The organism is Streptomyces sp. NPDC016309 (assembly GCF_043077235.1).
Classification (GTDB): Bacteria; Actinomycetota; Actinomycetes; order Streptomycetales; family Streptomycetaceae; genus Streptomyces.
This window is the reverse complement of the sequence record NZ_JBIBSG010000003.1, coordinates 119,843-138,985: the sequence shown is the minus strand read 5'-3', so window position 1 is coordinate 138,985 and position 19,143 is coordinate 119,843. Positions and strand designations below refer to the sequence as shown.

Below are 19,143 nucleotides of genomic sequence, written 5' to 3'. Positions count from 1 at the left end.
CCGTGACCGGCATGGCGCCGCCCGGGTACGACCCGGCGGCCCCGCAGTCCGCGACCACGCTGCCGGTGGGCACGCCGGCGACGGTCCGGGCGTACGTCACCGAGCTGCTGCGCCGGCACCGGACGGCGTTCGTCGTGCTGGTCGCCGTCAACGCGGTGGCGGTCGTCGCCTCGATGGTCGGCCCGTACCTGCTCGGCTCGCTGGTCGACCGGCTCGCCGAGGGCGCGCGGGAGCTCTACCTGCCGTTCACGGTGGGGGCGTTCACGGTCGCGCTGGTGGTGCAGACGCTGTTCGTCCGGATGGTGCGGCTGCGGGGCGCGATGCTCGGCGAGGAGATGCTGGCCGATCTGCGCGAGGACTTCCTCGTCCGGTCGGTGGCGCTGCCGCCGGGCGTGCTGGAGCGGGCCGGCACGGGTGACCTGCTGTCCCGGATCACCACCGACATCGACCGGCTGGCCAACGCCATGCGGGAGGCGGTGCCGCAGCTCGCCGTCGGTGTGGTGTGGGCCGGGCTGCTGGTCGGCGGGCTCACGGTGACCGCCCCGCCGCTGGCGCTCGCCGTGCTGGTGGCCGCTCCGCTGCTGATCGTGGGCTGCCGCTGGTACTTCCGGCGGGCGCCCTCGGCGTACCGGTCGGAGGCCGCCGGGTACGCGGCGGTCGCCGCCGCCCTGGCCGAGACGGTCGACGCGGGGCGTACGGTCGAGGCCCACCGGCTGGGGGCGCGGCGGGTCGCGCTGTCCGACCGGCGGATCAAGGAGTGGACGGCGTGGGAGCGTTACACGCTCTTCCTGCGCTCGGTCCTCTTCCCGGTCATCAACCTCACCCACACCACGGTGCTGGCCGCCGTGCTGATGATCGGCGGGGTGTTCGTCCTCAACGGCTGGATGGACGTGGGGCAGCTGACGACGGGCGCGCTGCTGGCCCAGATGCTGGTGGACCCGGTCGGGATCATCCTGCGCTGGTACGACGAGCTCCAGGTGGCGCAGGTGTCGCTGGCGCGGCTGGTCGGGGTGCGGGACATCGAGCCGGAGAGCGGTGACGGGTCGGTGCGGCCGGACGGGCGCGAGGTGCGGGCCGAGGAGGTGCGGTTCGGCTACCGGGAGGGCGTGGACGTGCTGCACCGGGTGTCGATGGACGTGGCTCCGGGCACCCGGCTGGCGCTGGTCGGCCCGTCCGGGGCGGGCAAGTCGACCCTGGGCCGGCTGCTCGCCGGGATCTACGCGCCGCGGGAGGGGCGGGTCACCCTCGGCGCGGCCGAGCTGTCGCGGATGCCCGCCGAGCGGGTGCGGGAGCACGTGGCACTGGTCAACCAGGAGCACCATGTGTTCGTCGGCACGCTCCGGGACAACCTGCGGCTGGCGCGGACCGGGGCGCGGGACGCGGAGCTGTGGGCGGCCCTCGGCGCGGTCGACGCCGACGGGTGGGCGCGGGCGCTGGAGGAGGGGCTGGACACCGAGGTCGGTTCGGGCGGGGTGGCGCTGACCCCGGCGCAGGCCCAGCAGATCGCGCTGGCCCGGCTGGTGCTGGCCGACCCGCACACCCTGGTGCTGGACGAGGCGACGTCCCTGCTGGACCCGCGCGCCGCCCGGCACCTGGAGCGGTCCCTGGCCCGCGTCCTGGAGGGCCGCACGGTGGTGGCGATCGCGCACCGGCTGCACACGGCGCACGACGCGGACGTGATCGCGGTCGTGGAGGGCGGCCGCATCAGCGAGCTGGGCAGCCACGACGAGCTGGTCGCGGCGGACGGGGCGTACGCGGCGCTGTGGCGGTCCTGGCACGGGTAGCGGACCGGGCGGCACACACCCCGGCCCGGCCCGCGGGAGCGGGCCGGGCCGGGGTGTGTGCGGGCACGGGCCGGCGCGGGTGCCGGTGCGCCGGCCGGTGCCAGTGCCGGTGCCCCGGCACGCGGGCCCGTAACGGTGCGCGGATGCGACGGGCCGGTGCCGGCGCCGGTGCGCCGGCCGGTCAGATGACGTTGAGGGCGGCCGCGCCGCCCACCCCGCCCAGCAGCATGAACGCGGGCATCAGCACCTTGAGCTCCACCCAGCTACCGGCGCGGAAGCGCATGCCCTTCGGCGGCCCGACCGGGTACCACCGCTTGCCGCCGACCGGGATGGGCCACAGGATCGGGCAGCCCGAGACGGTCAGGGCGTCGCCGATGTCGTGGACGAGGGCGCCGAGCACGATCGGCAGGCCCAGCCACAGGTACTCCTGCCCGTCCCCGGTGAACAGCCAGTCCGCGCCGTTGCCGGGCTTGTCGAGGACGCCCGCCAGTATCCACGCGCTGGTGGCGCCCAGCAGCCACACCAGGACGTCGCTGGACATCCGGGCCGCCCGCCACAGCAGGCCCTCCACGGCGAGCACCAGGTGCACGAAGAGGATCGCCAGGACCGCCCACCGGCCCCCGGTGATCGCGAGCGCCGACGCCCCGGCGCCGCACAGCACGGCCCACACCCAGGTGTGCGTCAGCGTCCGGTGGCCGCCGCTGCGGCGGGGGTCCGCCCTCGTCCTGGTCGCCTTGTAGACGGCGTACGACAGCTTGTCGACGATCTCGCACAGCAGCTTGGAGACGGGGCCGAAGGCCCGCGAGATGGTCGCCGACTTGTGGTCGAGGTCAGGGGCGAGTGCCGCTCCGGCGCAGATCAGGGCGCCGACGACGAGCACCGGCCACGGCATCGGATGCCCCGCCGCGGCGGTCGCGGCCCCCACCCCCAGCCACGCGGCCGCCCCGGAGAGTGAGTGCGCCGGTCCCATCATGTGCGTTCCCCGCCCCGTTTGCTCTTGTCCTGCACCCCGGTCGACGGGACAGCCTACCGTTGGTGATCTTCATCCGGACGGCCGGTTGCCGCTTCCGGCCGCGCGGCAGGCAAGATGGGGGCGTGACCCTTATCGATCAGCTGCCGCCGGACGCCGACCCCGATGCCCTCTTCGAGGCCTTCTCGTCATGGGCCGAGGAGCGGGGCATCACCCTGTACCCGGCCCAGGAGGAGGCGCTGATCGAGGTGGTCTCCGGGGCGAACGTGATCCTCTCCACGCCCACCGGCTCGGGGAAGTCGCTGGTCGCGGCCGGTGCGCACTTCACGGCGCTGGCGAACGACCAGGTGACCTTCTACACCGCGCCGATCAAGGCGCTGGTGTCGGAGAAGTTCTTCGACCTGTGCAAGCTCTTCGGGACCGAGAACGTCGGCATGCTGACGGGCGACGCGTCGGTGAACGCCGACGCGCCCGTCATCTGCTGCACGGCCGAGGTGCTGGCGTCGATCGCGCTGCGTGACGGCAAGGACGCGGACATCGGCCAGGTCGTGATGGACGAGTTCCACTTCTACGCGGAGCCGGACCGCGGCTGGGCCTGGCAGATCCCGCTGCTGGAACTGCCGCAGGCGCAGTTCGTGCTGATGTCGGCGACGCTCGGCGACGTCTCGATGTTCGAGAAGGACCTCACCCGCCGCACCGGCCGCCCCACCTCGGTGGTGCGCTCGGCGACCCGGCCGGTGCCGCTGTCGTACGAATACCGGCTGACCCCCATCACCGAGACCCTGACCGAGCTGCTGGAGACCAAGCAGGCGCCGGTCTACATCGTGCACTTCACCCAGGCGCAGGCGGTGGAGCGGGCCCAGTCGCTGATGAGCATCAACATGTGCTCGCGCGAGGAGAAGGACCGGATCGCCGAGCTGATCGGCAACTTCCGGTTCACCACCACGTTCGGCAGGAACCTGTCGCGGTACGTGCGGCACGGCATCGGTGTGCACCACGCCGGCATGCTGCCCAAGTACCGGCGGCTGGTGGAGAAGCTGGCGCAGGCGGGTCTGCTGAAGGTGATCTGCGGGACGGACACGCTCGGCGTCGGGGTCAACGTCCCCATCCGTACGGTGCTGTTCACGGCGCTCACCAAGTACGACGGCAGCCGGGTGCGCACGCTGCGGGCCCGGGAGTTCCACCAGATCGCGGGCCGGGCGGGCCGGGCCGGTTTCGACACGGCCGGGCTCGTGGTCGCGCAGGCGCCCGAGCACGTCATCGAGAACGAGAAGGCCCTGGCGAAGGCGGGCGACGACCCCAAGAAGCGGCGCAAGGTGGTGCGCAAGAAGGCCCCGGAGGGCTTCGTCGGCTGGACGGAGAACACCTTCGAGAAGCTGATCGCCTCCGAGCCGGAGCCGCTGACCTCCCGCTTCCGCGTCACGCACACCATGCTGCTGTCGGTGATCGCCCGGCCCGGCGACGCCTTCCGGGCGATGCGCCGGCTCCTGGAGGACAACCACGAGCCGCGCAAGAACCAGCTGCGGCACATCCGCCGCGCCATCGCGATCTACCGCTCGCTGCTGGACGGCGGGGTCGTCGAGCAGCTCGCCGAGCCCGACGCCGAGGGCCGTACGATCCGGCTCACCGTCGACCTCCAGCAGGACTTCGCGCTGAACCAGCCGCTGTCGACCTTCGCGCTGGCGGCGTTCGACCTGCTGGACCCGGAGTCCCCCTCGTACGCGCTGGACATGGTGTCGGTCGTCGAGTCCACGCTGGACGACCCGCGCCAGATCCTCGCCGCCCAGCAGAACAAGGCGCGCGGCGAGGCGGTCGGCGCGATGAAGGCGGACGGGGTCGAGTACGAGGAGCGGATGGAGCGGCTCCAGGACGTCTCGTACCCCAAGCCGCTCGAAGAGCTGCTGTGGCACGGGTACAACACCTACAAGAAGTCCCACCCGTGGGTCGGCGACCACCCCGTCTCGCCGAAGTCCGTCATCCGCGACATGTACGAACGGGCGCTGACCTTCACGGAGTTCACGTCCTTCTACGAGCTGGCGCGCACCGAGGGCATCGTGCTGCGGTACCTGGCGTCGGCGTACAAGGCGCTGGATCACACCATCCCCGACGATCTCAAGACCGAGGACCTGGAGGACCTGATCGCCTGGCTGGGCGAGCTGGTGCGGCAGGTGGACTCCTCGCTGCTGGACGAGTGGGAGCAGCTCGCCAACCCCGAGGTGGAGACCGCCGAGGAGGCCCAGGAGAAGGCAGACCAGGTCAAGCCGGTCACGGCCAACGCGCGGGCGTTCCGGGTGCTGGTGCGCAACGCGATGTTCCGCCGGGTGGAGCTGGCCGCGCTGGACCGGCTGCGGGAGCTCGGCGAGATGGACGCGGAGTCCGGCTGGGACGAGGAGCGGTGGGCGGAGGCGATGGACGCGTACTGGGACGAGTACGACGACCTCGGCACCGGTCCGGACGCGCGCGGCCCGAAGCTGCTGGCCATCGACGCGTCCGACGAGAACGTGGCGCACGGGCTGTGGCGCGTCCGCCAGACCTTCGCCGACCCGAACGGCGACCATGACTGGGGCATCAGCGCGGAGGTGGACCTGGCGGCCTCCGACGAGGAGGGCCGGGCGGTCGTCCGCGTCACCGACGTCGGCCAGCTCTGAGAGGAACGTGGATGACCAACCCCGCCGAGAGACTCGTCGATCTGCTCGACCTGGAGCGGATCGAGGTCGACATCTTCCGTGGCGCGAGCCCCCAGGAGTCCCTGCAACGGGTCTTCGGCGGGCAGGTCGCCGGGCAGGCGCTGGTCGCGGCCGGCCGCACCACGGAGGGCGACCGGCCGGTCCACTCGCTGCACGCGTACTTCCTGCGGCCCGGCATCCCCGGCCTGCCCATCGTGTACCAGGTGGAACGGGTGCGGGACGGACGGTCGTTCACCACCCGGCGGGTGACGGCGGTCCAGCGCGGTAAGACGATCTTCAACCTGACGGCGTCGTTCCACCAGCCGGAGGAGGCGGGCTTCGAGCACCAGTTGCCCCCGCGCCTGGACTTCCCGCCGCCGGAGGACCTGCCGTCGGTGGCCGACGAGGTGCGCGACCACCTGGGGGCGCTGCCGGAGGCGATGGAGCGGATGGCCCGCCGGATGCCGTTCGACATCCGGTACGTCGACCGGCTGCGCTGGTCGGCCGACGAGGTCAGGGGCGCCGACCCGCGCAGCGCGGTGTGGATGCGCGCGGTGGGCCCGCTGGGCGACGACCCGCTGGTGCACACGTGCGCGCTGACGTACGCCTCGGACATGACCCTGCTGGACGCGGTCCGCATCCCGATCGAACCGCTGTGGGGCCCGCGGGGGTTCGACATGGCGTCGCTGGACCACGCGATGTGGTTCCACCGCCCGTTCCGTACGGACGAGTGGTTCCTGTACGACCAGGAGTCCCCCATCGCGACGGGCGGCCGAGGCCTGGCGCGGGGGCGGATCTACGACCGGGACGGCCGGCTGCTGGTGTCGGTGGTGCAGGAGGGCCTGTTCCGCCCCCTGCACGGCTGACGCCCGGGCCGGTGGCCCGGGACGCCCGGGTCAGAGGCCCGGCAGCGCGTCCTGCTCGACCTCGTGGCGGCGGGTCCTGATGGCGGGGCCCGCCGGATGCAGCTTGGCGTCGCAGGCGGGTCCGAGCCCGGTGCGGCGGGAGGCGGCCCCGGTGAGCGGCCGCCCGCACAGTCCGCACCGCACCGGGCGCGCGTCGGCGCCGGCGCTCCGGCCGGTCCCGGTCTCCGTCCCGGCCGTGGGCTCGGTGCCGGGGAGGGCCTGTTCCTGGTGCATGCCCGCCTGTCTACCAGGCGGGCATGCTTTCATCGACCCTGTCAGCGACCCTGACAGGTCCGTCCTTCGAAGAGGAGTCCCCCTCATGTCCCTGTACGACATCCCGCTGCGCACCCTGTCCGGCGACCCCACGACCCTGGCCGCGTACGAGGGCACGGCGGTCCTGGTGGTCAACGTGGCGTCCAAGTGCGGCCTGACCCCGCAGTACGAGGGCCTGGAGCGGCTCCAGAAGACGTACGGCGACCGGGGCTTCACCGTGCTGGGCGTGCCGTGCAACCAGTTCGGCGGCCAGGAGCCCGGCACCGCGGAGGAGATCGGCACCTTCTGCTCCGCGACGTACGGAGTGACCTTCCCGATGCTGGAGAAGACGGACGTCAACGGCCCGGGCCGGCACCCGCTGTACGCGGAGCTGACGCGGACGGCGGACGCGGACGGCGAGGCCGGGGACGTCCAGTGGAACTTCGAGAAGTTCCTGGTCTCCCCCCGGGGCGAGGTCACCCGCTTCCGTCCGCGCACCGAGCCGGAGTCGGGCGAGCTGGTCGCGGCGATCGAGGCGCTACTGCCCGCCTGAAATCCCTGGTCACCGGGGAGGTGCACCAGGTAGCCTCCCGGCGATGACACTTTCTTATGATCATGTGGCCGGAGACGGCCCCGCAGTGGTACTCCTGCACGCCGGCGTGTGCGACCGGCGGATGTGGGACCCCCAGTGGCCCGCCCTGAGCGCGGCCGGATACCGGCTGGTCCGCTGCGATCTCCGCGGTTTCGGCGCGACCCCCGCCCCGGACCGGCCCCACAACGATGCCGAGGACGTACGGGACCTCCTCGACGCCCTCGGCATCGAGCGGGCCGTGCTGGTGGCCTCCTCGTTCGGCGGGCGGGTCGCCCTGGAGGTCGCCGCCCGGTGGCCGGAGCGGGTCGGCTCCATGGTGCTGCTCTCGCCGGCCGTGGACGGGCACGAACCGAGTGCCGCGCTGCGCGCGTTCGGTGCCCGGGAGGACGAGCTGCTGGAGGCCGGGGACGTGGCGGCGGCGGTGGAGCTCAACGTCGACACCTGGGTGGGCCCGGAGGCCGACGAGACCACCCGGGACGCGGTCCACCGGATGCAGCGCCACGCCTTCGACGTCCAGCTCGCGGTGACGGAGGAGTTCGGGCGGATCCGCCACGAGGCCGACCTGTCCGCCGTGACCGCCCCGACGGTGGTCCTGTCCGGGGCCCATGACGTGGCGGACTTCCGCCTGATGGCCGCGGAGCTCCCGGGCCGGCTGAAGGACGCGCGGCACGTCGAACTGCCCTGGGCCGGCCATCTGCCGAGCATGGAGCGGCCGGCCGAGGTCACGGACCTGCTGCTCGGCCTGCTGCGGGAGGCGGCTCCGGCCGGAGCGTGACCCGGCCGGGCCGGGCCGTGGCGCGGGCGGCCCGGCGGCGGCGCGGCGGGGTCACGGGGTGGTGCCGCAGGCGGCCCAGAGCCCCGCGCCGGACCGCCGGGCCGCGCTCTCGGCCCGGGAGATCCGCGGCCAGTGCGCGTCGTTGGGCGCGTACAGCACGGCCCTGGCATAGCCGTCCCGGACCAGGGCCTCGTTGACGAAGACACCCCGCTCGTTCCACACGTACAGCAGGTAGCGGCCGTAGGGGTCCTTCGGGTCCTGGTCCGTCTCCGCGTTGAGGGTGCTGCCGGGCGGCAGCAGGCTCGCGGTGCGGGCGGCCGCCTCGGCGCTGAAGCAGTCGCCGTGCTCGGGGGTGTCGATCTCCAGCAGCCGGACCCGGGCGCGGGTGCCGGCGGGGATCAGCCGGCCGTCGCCCCGCACTTCGACGGTGTCGCCGTCGATCACCCGGAGGACGACCGGTCCCCGGGGCGGGGGCACGGCGGGCTGTTCGGCGGGGGGCCGGGGCAGGACCGGTTCGCGCCCGTCCGGTACGCCGGGGGGACGGGGTTCGACGCCGGCGGACCCGGGCTCGTCCTTCGCCGCTTCCAGCAGCCCGCCCAGGCCGCCGAAGGCGATGACGGCGACCAGCGCTGCCAGCAGTGCGGTGAGCCAGGGGCGCCTCGGGCGCATGTCGCCCCCTATCCGGAGGGGTGTCCTCCAGTACAGCACCCCCGGGCCCGGTCAGGCCACCGCGCTGAGGTTGTCCGCGAGCCGGCGGCGGGTGGCGCGGGCGGCCGGCAGCACGGCGAGGGCGGCCGCGCCGGCGACCGCGGCCAGGACGAGCGCCACGAGGTGGAGCGGCGGCGGGGCGTGGGCGATGCCTGCGCCGATGCCGGTGGCGTGGGCCTCGTGGTCGATCAGCCAGTGGGCGAAGGGGACGCCGAGGGCGGTGCCCAGGAGGGCGGCGGCCAGGGCGGTGCACCCGATGGCGGTGACCGTGACCGTGGTGATCTGGCGCGGGGACAGGCCGATCGCCTTGAGGGCGAGCAGGTCCCGTTCGCCGTCCCGGACGGTGCCGCCGATGGCGGTGGACAGTTCGGTGAGGCCGATGAGGGCGAGGACGGTGATCAGCCCGGCGACGACGCCGCGCAGTGCGGACAGCCGGTCGGCGGGGCTGGTGACCTCGTGGACGTCGAGCCTGCCGCGGGAGGCGGCGGTGAGCTCGGTGCCCACGGTGCGGGGGTCCGCGCCGGGGCGAAGCTGGAGCTGGTAGAGGCTGGGGCGCAGACCGGGGTCGTTCTCGCGGAGGGTGTCCAGCGAGGTGGAGACGACCCGGCCGCCGTTCTCCGGTTCGATGCTCCGCCCGACGATGTGCAGCACTTGCGGGTGACCCCCGACGGTCAGCCGCACCCAGTCGCCCACGCGGGCGCCGAGCAGGTCGAGCAGGCCCTGGCCGGCGACGGCCTCGTCGGGGCCGTGCGCGGGGCGGCCGTCGGCGATGGAGTACGGGTAGGGGCGCTCGCGGGTGCCGAGGCCGCGCAGGGCGATGGTGCCGGTCTGGCCGGGGACCAGGGCGGCGACCTCTAGGCCGGGGTGGGCGGCGGTCACGTCCCGGTGGGCCCGGAGCAGCGCGGCCGCCTCGCGGTCGGTGAGCGTGCCGTCGGGGCGGGCGGTGAGCGCGGCGGCGAGGCCGAGCTGTTCGGGGCGGCTGTCGAAGCGCTCGATGGTCGTCCAGGCGCCGAGCGCCACGGTGATCAGCAGCAGCGGCAGGGCGAGGCGCACGATGGCGGCCGGGGCGCGCCGCCCGCGTCCGAACGCCCGGTGCCAGCCGAGGACCAGCGGGGGCGGTACGCGCAGCCCGAGCGCGCCGCGGGCGGCGCCGGACAGCCCGCCGCCCGGGGCAGCGGCGGCCGGGAGCACGGGTACGGGCGGTACGCGGCCGGCCCGCCAGGCGGCCAGGCAGGTGGCCGCTCCGATGAACAGGACGGCCGCGACGGGGACGAGGAGGAGCACCGGGAGCTGGCCGGGCAGGCCCTGCCACACCTGGACGGCGTCACCGAGCCGCCCCGGCAGCCGGGCGCCCAGCGTCCGGACGACGGTGACGGCCAGGGCCGCGCCGAGCACGGCGAACGCCAGGTGCTGGACGAGGAAGATCCGTACCACCTGGCCGGGGGTGAAGCCGACGGCCTTGAGCACCGAGATGTCCCTGAGGTGGCCGCGCACCCGGGTGCTGATGGCGCCGAACACGGCCAGCGCGGCGGCGATCAGGGCGCCGAGGCCGAACAGTCCGAGGACCTGGCCGAGGAGCCGGGTGTCGCCCTGTGCCTCGGCGCGGGCCTGCTGCCAGGTGGCGACGTCGTTGACGGCGCCCGCGCCGATGGTGGTGACGGCGCGCTGGACGGTGTAGTCGGTGTCGTCGGGGTCGGCCAGCCGCAGGCCGACGACCTGGCCGGCGCTGCGGTCGCCGGGCACGGCGCGGGGCAGCGCCCAGATGGTGCCGGGCCGTTCGCCGGGCCGGTAGCGGCGTTCGGCGGTGTCGGCGGTGCCGAGGACGGTGACCGTGCGTCCCGCGACGGTGAGCCGGTCGCCGGGTTCGGCCCACAGGGCGCGGGCGAGCCCCGCTTCGAGGACGACGCCGTCGGGGGTGGCGGGGTCGAGCCAGCGGCCCGAGGTCACCAGCGGGCGGCTCGTCGCGGGCAGCCCGGGGCCGGTGGCGCGCAGTTCCACGCCGGCGCGGGCGCCGCGTGAGGCGGCGGTGGTGGTGGCGGTGCGGTACGGGCCGGCGACCGCGGCGACGCCGTCGAGGCCGGCGAGCCGGCCGGTGTCGGCGGCGGGCCCGGTGTGCAGCCAGACGTGGGCGCCCCGGGACTGGGTGAAGACCCGCTGCCAGGGGTTGGTGGCGTACCCGAACAGGGCGGTGGCGAGGAGCAGGGAGGCGACGATCCCGGCGGTGGCGGCGACGAGGAACAGTGCCTCGCCCCGGTGGGTGCGCAGATCGGCGTGCGCCCAGCGCAGCATGGCCCGCACCGCCGGTCAGTCCTTCGGTGCGTCGAGGTCGATGACGCCGGTCGGGCCGGTGCGGCGCGGTGGTGTCGCGCCGAGTTCGGCGTCGTCGGCGATCCGGCCGTCGAAGAAGCTGATCACGCGGTCGGCGGCGCTGGCGAGCCGTGCGTCGTGGGTGACGAGGACGATGCTCTGGCCGCGCCGGTGGAAGCGGGTCAGCAGCCGCATGACCTCCCGGGTGCCCTTGCTGTCGAGGCTGCCGGCGGGTTCGTCGGCGAGGAGCAGGCGCGGCTGGTTGACCAGGGCTCGGGCGAGGGCGACGCGCTGCTGTTCGCCGCCGGAGAGCTCGCCGGGCATGCTGCGGGCCTTGTTCTCTAGGCCCAGTTCGGCGAGGAGCTCCTCGCGCTCGGCGCGGGCCTGTCGGGCCGGGGCGCCGGCGAGGAGGGCGGGCAGTTCGACGTTGTCGGCGACGGTGAGGTTGGAGACGAGGTTGAAGAACTGGAAGACGATGCCGATGCTGCGGCGGCGTTCGACGGCCCAGCGTGCCTCGCTGTAGTCGTCGGTGCGCTCCCCGTCGAGCCAGAGGGAGCCGCTGTCGGGGCGCTGGAGGCCGCCGAGGAGGTGCAGGAGCGTGGACTTCCCGGCGCCGGAGGGGCCGGTGACGGCGACGAACTCGCCGTGCCGTACCTCGAGGTCGACGCCGCGCACGGCGTGGGCGGGCGCGCCTTCGCCGTGGTGGGTCTTGACGAGCCCCTCGGCCCGCAGGAGGGGTGGGGAGGTGTCGCTCACCGCAGGTCCTCCAGTTCCTCCTGGCAGCGCTCCAGCCAGTCGAGGTCGGCCTGGAGGTGGAGCATGGCGCCCTCGATCAGCAGGTGCGATATGCGGTTGTCCCGGTCTTCGGCCGCGGCCAGCTTGGAGAGGTTGCGCATGGTGTTGAGGTACTCGCGTCGCTGTTTGTTGATGAGGCTGATCTGGTCGGCGAGTCCGGTGCGCGGGGCGAGGGCGAGTTTCATGAAGAACTCGTCCCGGACCCTCGGTTCGTCGGCCGTCTCCTCGAACCAGGCGCGCAGTGCTTCCTGCCCGGCGTCGGTGAGACGGTAGATCTTCTTGTTGGGCCGGCTCTCCTGGGCGATCTCCTCGCCCTCGATGAGGCCGGACTTCTCGAGCCGGCCGAGGGTCACGTAGATCTGGCCGACGTTGGTGGGAGGGTACGCGGAGCCCAGCAGTTGCTCAAGGTCCTGCTTGAGCTCGTAGCCGTGCGCCGGGCCGCGGGCCAGGAGGGCGAGGAGGGGAAGGCGCACTCGTGCTGTCCTCCTCCGTGTGCTCCCGGTGTGATGTGGGCTCTAGTATCGCCCATGCCTAACGGGTATACATGCCCGAGACGCGGACGCCGATGTCTCGCGCCGGGTGCACTGGGAGGAACCTATGCGGTGGATACGTGCCGCGGGTAGGGGGCTCCTGGTCGCGCTGGTCGTCCTGACCGGTTACGCGGCGTCCGGCACCGCCCCCGCGGGCCGCGCGCCCGAGGGCGGGCGGGGTCCGATGACGCTGGCCACGGCCGGCGACCTCACCGGCTACCTGGGCCGGGTGCTCGACGGGTGGAACCGCGCGCACCCGGGCGAGAGGGTCACGCTGGTCGAGCTGCCGGACTCGGCGGACGAGACCAGGTCCCAGATGATCACCGATCTCCGCTCGGGCGGCGGCCGGTTCGACGTGCTCAACATCGACGTGGCGTGGACGTCGGAGTTCGCCGCCGCCGGGTGGATCGCGCCGGTGGACCGTGAGCGCTTCCCGCTGGCCAGTTTCCTGCCGCCGGTGGTGGACACGGCGACGTACGACGGGCGGCTGTACGCGGTCCCGTACGTGACGAACGCCGGGATGCTCTTCTACCGCAAGGACGTCCTCGACCGGGCGGGCGTGCGGCCGCCGCGCACCTGGGCGGAGCTGGAGCGGCAGGCCAGGACCCTCGCCCCGCGGTACGGCCTGGGCGGGTACGCGGGGCAGTTCCTGCCGTACGAGGGGCTGACGGTGAACGCCGCCGAGGCCGTGTACTCGGCCGGCGGCACGATCCTGGGCGACGAGGGCGAGCGGGTCACGGTGGACTCCGCGGCGGCCCGCGCGGGGATCGGTTTCCTGGCGCGGGGCGTGCGGGACGGCTGGATCCCCCGGGAGGCGCTGTCGTACACCGAGGAGGAGTCGCGGCAGGCGTTCCAGGAGGGCCGGCTGCTGTTTCTGCGCAACTGGCCGTACGCCTGGGCGGGCGCGTCCGGGAGGGACTCCCGGGTGGCGGGGAAGTTCGGCGCGGTGCCGTTGCCGGGGCCCCGGGGGCCGGGCACGAGCGTGCTGGGCGGGTCGAACCTGGCGGTGAGCAGTCATGCGCGGCACCCGGAGTCGGCGCGTGACCTGATCGCGTACCTCACGAGTGAACAGGTGCAGCGCCGCGTGCTGGCCGAGGGCGCCCTGCCGCCGGTGCGGGCGGCGCTCTACGGGGACCCGGTGCTGGTGCGGCGGTTCCCGTATCTGCCGGCGCTGCGGGCCAGTGTGCTGGCGGCGGCCCCGCGCCCCAAGAGCCCGCACTACGAGCAGGTCAGCCTGGCCGTGCAGGCCGTGGTGCACGACGCGATGGCGCAGCACCAGTCGCCCGAGGAAGCCGTGCGGCGGCTGGCCGGGGAGCTCGCGGCCATCGCCCGTCGCCGCTGACGTTCCCACCTCGTCACCCCCTCCCCTCTCCCTAGTTACCTGTTAGGTAGCTTTGTCATGGCCGCCTCATGAACGACGGCCCGCATATAAGGGACATACATCCTCAATTGCCGCTGGTTTCCGCACCATCGTTGACACCTTCTCGTCATGGCTACTTAACATGCATGCATAACCGCTACCCGCTCTGGATGGCGCGCACCCCTTCACGAAGAAACAGGTCAACGGGTGATGCTCACCGCTCCGGCCGACGACGGCCTCTCGCAGCACCTCACGCACCGCACGGCCCACCCCTGGTGGCGCGACGCGGTGATCTACCAGGTGTACGTCCGCAGCTTCCTGGACAGCACCGGCGACGGCATCGGCGACCTCGCCGGGGTCCGCGCCGGACTCCCGTACCTGAAGAAGCTCGGCGTCGACGGCATATGGCTGAGCCCCTTCTACCCGTCCCCGCAGGCCGACCACGGCTACGACGTCGCCGACTACTGCGACGTGGACCCCGTCTTCGGCGACCTCGACGAGTTCGGCCGGCTGGTGGGAGACGCCCACCGGCTCGGCATCAAGGTGCTGCTGGACATCGTCCCCAACCACTGCTCCAGCGAGCACGCCTGGTTCCGCGAGGCGCTCGCCGCCGCCCCCGGCAGCGAGGCCCGCGCCCGGTTCCACTTCGCCGAGGGCCGCGGCCCGGGCGGGGACGTGCCGCCCAACAACTGGCACGCCATGTTCGGCGGACCCGCCTGGAGCCGGGTGACCGAGCAGGACGGCACGCCCGGCCAGTGGTACCTGCACATGTTCACCCCAGAGCAGCCCGACCTGAACTGGCGCAACCCCGAGGTGGCCGCCCACTTCGACCACGTCCTGCGGTTCTGGCTGGACCGGGGCGTCGACGGCTTCCGGATCGACGTGGCGGCGGGCCTGTACAAGCACCCCGACCTGCCCGACTCCCCCGACCCCGAGGCCGACGCCCGCACCCGCGACTCGGTCAACCCGCTCGCCTGGAACCAGCCCGAGGTGCACGACGTGTGGCGGCACTGGCGCGCGGTGTGCGAGGAGTACACGGCCTGCGACGGCCGCGAGCGGCTGCTGGTCGGCGAGGTCTCCGTACCGACCGCCCGGGAGCACGCCAAGTACGTCCGCCCCGACGAACTGCACCAGGCGTTCTTCTTCGACCTGCTCAGCGCCCCCTGGGACGCCGCCGCCTTCCGTACGGTGATCGACGAGGCCGTCCGGGACATCGCCGGCACCGGTTCCACCGTGACCTGGGTGCTCAACAACCACGACCAGGTGCGCACGGTGACCCGCTACGGCGAGTCCGGCACCGAGGGCAGCGGCCTGGGCGCCGCGCGGGCCCGGGCCGCCGCGCTGCTGATGCTGGCGCTGCCCGGCGCCGCGTACATCTACCAGGGCGAGGAACTGGGCCTGCCGGAGGTCGTGGACCTGCCGGACGAGGTCCTCACCGACCCGATCTTCCGGCGCACCGGCAGCCGGGCCCGCATCCGGGACGGCTGCCGCGTCCCGCTGCCGTGGTCGGGGCACGCCTCGCCGTTCGGGTTCAGCACCGGCGCCGAGAGCGCCAAGCCGTGGCTGCCGCAGCCCGGCTGGTTCGCCGAGCACGCCACCGACCGGGCGCTCGCCGACACCCGCTCTTTCTGGCACCTGTACCGCGACGGGCTGCAACTGCGGCGCGGCCTGCCGCAGTTGGGCGAGGGCACGATGCGGTGGCTGGAGTCGCCGCCCGGTGTCCTGGCCTTCGAACGCGGCGACGGACTCGTCTGCGCCGTGAACTTCACCGCCGACCCGGTGCCCGCACCGGTCTCCGGCGCCCCCCTGCTGTCCAGCGGCCCTTGCCCGGCCGGCGTACTGCCCGGTTCCACCGCCGCCTGGTGGACCGGTGACCACACCACCTCGGAGGTATCACGATGATGACGCGACGACGGATGGCGATGGCGTGCTGTTCGGCGCTGACCCTGGCCCTCGGGGCGACCGCCTGCGGCGGCGACCCGGTGAGCGCGGGCGGCGGCGACAAGGCGCTCGGCGGCCAGACGCTGAACGTGGCCGGTGTGTGGTCGGGCGCCGAGCAGAAGAACTTCCAGAAGGTGCTGGACGCCTTCACCGAGAAGACCGGGGCCAAGACCCGGTTCACGTCGACCGGTGACAACGTCTCCACGGTCGTCGGGAGCAAGATCGAGGGCGGCAACGCGCCGGACGTGGTGATGGTCCCCCAGGTCGGTGTGCTCCAGCAGTTCGCGAAGAAGGGCTGGCTCAAGCCGCTCCCCGACAGCACCGTGAAGACGGTCGGCACCAACTTCGCCCCCGTCTGGGCGTCGTACGGCTCGGTCGACGGCAAGCTGTACGGCCTGTACTTCAAGGCCGCCCACAAGTCGACCGTCTGGTACAGCCCGGAGGCGTTCGAGCAGGCGGGCGTCAAGCCGCCGAAGACGTACGAGGAGATGCTCAAGAACGCGCAGGCCGTCTCCGACTCCGGCCTGCCGGCCTTCGCGGTCGCCGGTGAGGACGGCTGGACCCTCACCGACTGGTTCGAGAACATCTACCTCTCCCAGGCCGGTCCCGAGAAGTACGACAAGCTCGCCCGGCACGAGATCCCGTGGACGGACCCCACCGTGGTGAAGGCCCTGACCACCCTCGGCAAGCTGTTCTCCGACAAGAAGCTGATCGCGGGCGGCCAGAAGGGCGCGCTGAGCACCGACTTCCCCGGCTCCGTCGAGAAGGTCTTCGGCCCCGACCCCGAGGCCGGCATGGTGTACGAGGGCGACTTCGTCGCCGGGATAGCCAAGGACCAGTTCGGGAAGAAGATCGGCCAGGACGCCACCTTCTTCCCCTTCCCGGCGGTCACCGGCGGCACGGCCCCCGTGGTCAGCGGCGGTGACGCGGCCGTCGTCCTGAAGGACGGCAAGAACCAGAAGGCCGCGGAGGCGTTCCTGGACTACCTGGCGACGCCCGAGGCGGCGGCCGTGTGGGCGGAGGCGGGCGGATTCCTGTCCCCCAACAAGAAGCTGGACCTCGCCTCCTACGGTGACGACACCGTGCGCAAGACGGCCAAGTCGCTCATCGACGCCGGGGATTCGGTGCGCTTCGACATGTCGGACCAGGCACCGGCCTCCTTCGGCGGCACCAAGGGCGTCGGCGAGTGGAAGCTTCTCCAGGACTTCCTGCGCGACCCGTCGAACCCGGCGGCCACCGCGGCGGCGCTCGAAGCCGCGGCGGCCAAGGCGTACAAGGGCTGACGACCATGACCACCCTCACCACTCCCGTGGGGGCCGCGAGTCCCCGGCGGCGCGCCCAGCGCCGCCGGCGGACCATCGCCGTGGCCTTCGTCCTGCCGGCGCTGCTGCTCCTGGGCGCGCTGGTCGTCTACCCCGTCCTGTTCTCCGTCGGCCGCAGCTTCTTCGACGCGGCCGGCACCCGGTTCGTCGGCGGGGAGAACTACGCGGAGATGTTCCGCGACCCCGCGACCCTGACCGCCATCCGCAACAGCGCCATCTGGGTGGTGGTCGCCCCGACGCTGCTCACCGGGCTCGGGCTGATCCTCGCCGTGCTGGTGGAGAAGGTCCGCTGGGCCACCGCGTTCAAGCTGCTGCTGTTCATGCCGATGGCCGTCTCCTTCCTGGCGGCGGGCATCATCTTCCGGCTCGCCTACGAGGAGGACCCCGACAAGGGCGTGCTCAACGCGGCCGTCGTCGGCGTGCACGACGCGGTCGCCGGGTCGTCCTCCTACCCCGCCGCCCGTCCCCGGGAGGACCAAGGCGTCCGGAAGGCCCCGGACGGTTCGTACGGCACCGCCGAGGCCGTCCCGGCCGGCGGCACGGTGAACCTGGGACTGGTGGGCGTGCCGCCCAAGGAGATGCCCGCCGACGCCGAGCCGGCGTCCCCGGCGAAGGCGGCCGCGAACGAGCTGCGGGGCGTGGTCTACCTGGACTTCACCCCCGGCGGCGGAGGGCGGCCGGGCGAGATCGACCCCGCCGAACGCGGCCTGCCTGGCCTGACGGTGGAAGCCGTACGGGACGGGAGCACCGCCGCCACGGCGACGACCGCGGCCGACGGCTCCTTCCGCCTGACCGGGCTGGAGGCGTCGGGCACGTACACGGTCAAGCTGCCCGCCGCGAACTTCGCCCCGCCCTACGAGGGCGTCTCCTGGCTGGGACCGGCGCTGGTCACTCCGGCGATCATCGGCGCCTACCTGTGGATCTGGACCGGCTTCGCCATGGTGCTCGTCGGCGCCGGGCTGTCGTCACTGCCGCGCGACGCGCTGGAGGCGGCCCGGATGGACGGGGCGAGCGAGTGGCAGGTGTTCCGCCGGATCACCGTGCCGCTGCTGGCGCCGGTGCTGACGGTGGTGTTCGTGACGCTGGTGATCAACGTGATGAAGGTCTTCGACCTCATCTACATCATCGCCCCGGGCCCGGTGCAGGAGGACGCCACCGTCCTCGCCACCCAGATGTGGCTCGTCTCCTTCGGCGGCGGCAACAACCAGGGGCTGGGCAGTGCGCTCGGCGTGCTGCTCCTGCTGCTGGTCATCCCCGCCATGGTGTTCAACGTCCGCCGCTTCCGCAGGAGCCAGTCATGAGCGCGACCGTCACCGCACCCCCCTCGGAACCGTCCACCCCTCCTCCCCCGCCGGTCCGGCCGGCACCCGCCCGGCATCCGGGCGGCCGGCTCCGCCGCTGGCTGGCCAACGGCCTGGTACAGGCGTTCCTCGTGGTGGTCGGCCTGATCTGGATCACCCCGGTGGCCGGGCTGCTGCTGTCCTCGATGCGTTCGGCCAACGACAACGCGGCGAGCGGCTGGTGGACCGCGCTCACCAGCCCGGGGCAGTTGTCCTTCGACAACTACTCGGCGCTGCTGGGCAACGCGGGGATCACCCGGGCGTTCTGGAACACGGTGCTGATCTCGGTCCCGACGACCGTCCTCGTCGTGGTGATCGCCGCGCTCGCCGGGTACGCGTTCGCCTGGCTGGAGTTCCCCGGCCGGGACTGGATCTTCCTGCTGGTGGTGGCGCTGCTGGTGGTCCCGGTCCAGGTGGGCCTGCTGCCGGTCGCCAAGCTCTTCGGGCAGCTCGGTCTGTTCGGCACCATCCCCGGCGTGGTGCTGTTCCACGTCGCCTACGGACTGCCGTTCGCCGTCTTCCTGCTGCGCAACTACTTCGCCGACATCCCGCGCGAGATGCTGGAGGCCGCCCGCATGGACGGCGGCGGGGAGTGGCGGATCTTCACCCAGCTCGTGCTGCCGGTGGGACGGCCGGCCATCGCGAGCCTGGCGATCTTCCAGTTCCTGTGGGTGTGGAACGACATGCTGGTGGCGCTGCTCTTCGCCGACAGCTCCGCCCAGCCGCTGACCGTGGAACTCCAGTCGCAGGTGCGCCAGTTCGGCAGCAACATCGACGTGCTGGCGCCGGGCGCCTTCCTGTCCCTGATCGTGCCGGTGGTGGTCTTCTTCGCCTTCCAGCGGCACTTCGTGCAGGGGGTGATGGCCGGATCGGTGAAGTGACCGGTCCGGGTGGTA

16 protein-coding genes are annotated in these 19,143 nt (G+C 73.1%); 10 read left to right on the top strand and 6 right to left on the bottom strand.

Translation table 11 applies throughout. The annotated features are described in order from the left end of the window. The first annotated feature begins 2 nt into the window (after nt 1-2). Nucleotides 3-1,784 carry an ABC transporter ATP-binding protein gene (locus tag ACF068_RS08530; RefSeq protein ID WP_392273853.1) on the top strand — a complete coding sequence of 594 codons (1,782 nt, stop codon included), beginning with the start codon at nt 3-5 and terminating at the stop codon, nt 1,782-1,784. A 181-nt stretch (nt 1,785-1,965) separates the two neighbouring features. Here the strand turns inward: ACF068_RS08530 and ACF068_RS08525 are convergent, their stop codons facing one another. After that, nucleotides 1,966-2,757: a metal-dependent hydrolase gene (locus tag ACF068_RS08525; protein WP_392273411.1), complete on the bottom strand. Its 792-nt coding sequence runs from the start codon at nt 2,755-2,757 to the stop codon at nt 1,966-1,968. Nucleotides 2,758-2,879: 122 nt separating this feature from the next. On the opposite strand from ACF068_RS08525, the gene ACF068_RS08520 reads away from it, so the two are divergent. Together ACF068_RS08520 and ACF068_RS08515 are read left to right on the top strand one after the other, a co-directional pair. Continuing rightward, entirely contained in the window at nt 2,880-5,402 is a 2,523-nt protein-coding gene (locus ACF068_RS08520; RefSeq protein WP_392273410.1) for a DEAD/DEAH box helicase, read from the top strand. Nucleotides 5,403-5,413: 11 nt separating this feature from the next. Next, complete coding sequence (locus tag ACF068_RS08515) at nt 5,414-6,286, top strand: acyl-CoA thioesterase (protein WP_392273409.1); 873 nt, start codon at nt 5,414-5,416, stop codon at nt 6,284-6,286. A 30-nt stretch (nt 6,287-6,316) separates the two neighbouring features. Here ACF068_RS08515 and ACF068_RS08510 read toward each other — a convergent pair whose 3' ends face one another. Next, on the bottom strand, nt 6,317-6,559 hold the full coding sequence (locus tag ACF068_RS08510) for a DUF6011 domain-containing protein (RefSeq protein ID WP_392273408.1): 243 nt from the start codon (nt 6,557-6,559) through the stop codon (nt 6,317-6,319). Nucleotides 6,560-6,644: 85 nt separating this feature from the next. On the opposite strand from ACF068_RS08510, the gene ACF068_RS08505 reads away from it, so the two are divergent. Both ACF068_RS08505 and ACF068_RS08500 read left to right on the top strand, forming a co-directional pair. After that, a complete protein-coding gene (locus ACF068_RS08505) occupies nt 6,645-7,130 on the top strand; it encodes a glutathione peroxidase (protein WP_392273407.1) in 486 nt (161 codons plus the stop codon). Nucleotides 7,131-7,173: 43 nt separating this feature from the next. Continuing rightward, the gene (locus ACF068_RS08500; protein ID WP_392273406.1) at nt 7,174-7,944 is read left to right on the top strand and encodes an alpha/beta fold hydrolase; all 771 of its coding nucleotides are present in this window, start codon (nt 7,174-7,176) and stop codon (nt 7,942-7,944) included. 51 nt (nt 7,945-7,995) lie between these two features. Here ACF068_RS08500 and ACF068_RS08495 read toward each other — a convergent pair whose 3' ends face one another. Genes ACF068_RS08495 through ACF068_RS08480 form a run of 4 tightly spaced genes read right to left on the bottom strand, consistent with a single transcriptional unit; the run spans nt 7,996 to nt 12,227 of the window. Then, nucleotides 7,996-8,613, bottom strand: a complete 618-nt coding sequence (locus ACF068_RS08495) for a thermonuclease family protein (RefSeq protein WP_392273405.1) — start codon at nt 8,611-8,613, stop codon at nt 7,996-7,998. A 51-nt stretch (nt 8,614-8,664) separates the two neighbouring features. Continuing rightward, a complete protein-coding gene (locus ACF068_RS08490) occupies nt 8,665-10,950 on the bottom strand; it encodes an FtsX-like permease family protein (RefSeq protein ID WP_392273404.1) in 2,286 nt (761 codons plus the stop codon). A 6-nt stretch (nt 10,951-10,956) separates the two neighbouring features. Beyond that, a complete protein-coding gene (locus tag ACF068_RS08485; protein WP_392273403.1) occupies nt 10,957-11,715 on the bottom strand; it encodes an ABC transporter ATP-binding protein in 759 nt (252 codons plus the stop codon). Then, the gene (locus tag ACF068_RS08480) at nt 11,712-12,227 is read right to left on the bottom strand and encodes a PadR family transcriptional regulator (RefSeq protein WP_392273402.1); all 516 of its coding nucleotides are present in this window, start codon (nt 12,225-12,227) and stop codon (nt 11,712-11,714) included. Before ACF068_RS08480 ends, ACF068_RS08485 begins: the two co-directional genes overlap by 4 nt. 124 nt (nt 12,228-12,351) lie before the next feature. Here ACF068_RS08480 and ACF068_RS08475 point away from each other — a divergent pair, with 124 nt between their 5' ends. From ACF068_RS08475 to ACF068_RS08455, 5 genes are all read left to right on the top strand, one after another. Beyond that, entirely contained in the window at nt 12,352-13,626 is a 1,275-nt protein-coding gene (locus ACF068_RS08475; RefSeq protein WP_392273401.1) for an ABC transporter substrate-binding protein, read from the top strand. Between the two features lie 228 nt (nt 13,627-13,854). Continuing rightward, nucleotides 13,855-15,546 carry a glycoside hydrolase family 13 protein gene (locus tag ACF068_RS08470; RefSeq protein WP_392273400.1) on the top strand — a complete coding sequence of 564 codons (1,692 nt, stop codon included), beginning with the start codon at nt 13,855-13,857 and terminating at the stop codon, nt 15,544-15,546. Further along, complete coding sequence (locus ACF068_RS08465) at nt 15,543-16,868, top strand: ABC transporter substrate-binding protein (protein ID WP_392273399.1); 1,326 nt, start codon at nt 15,543-15,545, stop codon at nt 16,866-16,868. The genes ACF068_RS08470 and ACF068_RS08465 overlap by 4 nt, the downstream gene beginning before the upstream one ends. A 5-nt stretch (nt 16,869-16,873) precedes the next feature. Continuing rightward, nucleotides 16,874-18,208, top strand: coding sequence for a carbohydrate ABC transporter permease (locus ACF068_RS08460; protein WP_392273398.1), 1,335 nt, complete (start codon nt 16,874-16,876; stop codon nt 18,206-18,208). Next, nucleotides 18,205-19,128 (top strand): carbohydrate ABC transporter permease, encoded by a 924-nt coding sequence (locus tag ACF068_RS08455; protein WP_392273397.1) that lies wholly within the window; start codon nt 18,205-18,207, stop codon nt 19,126-19,128. Before ACF068_RS08460 ends, ACF068_RS08455 begins: the two co-directional genes overlap by 4 nt. Nucleotides 19,129-19,143 lie beyond the last annotated feature (15 nt).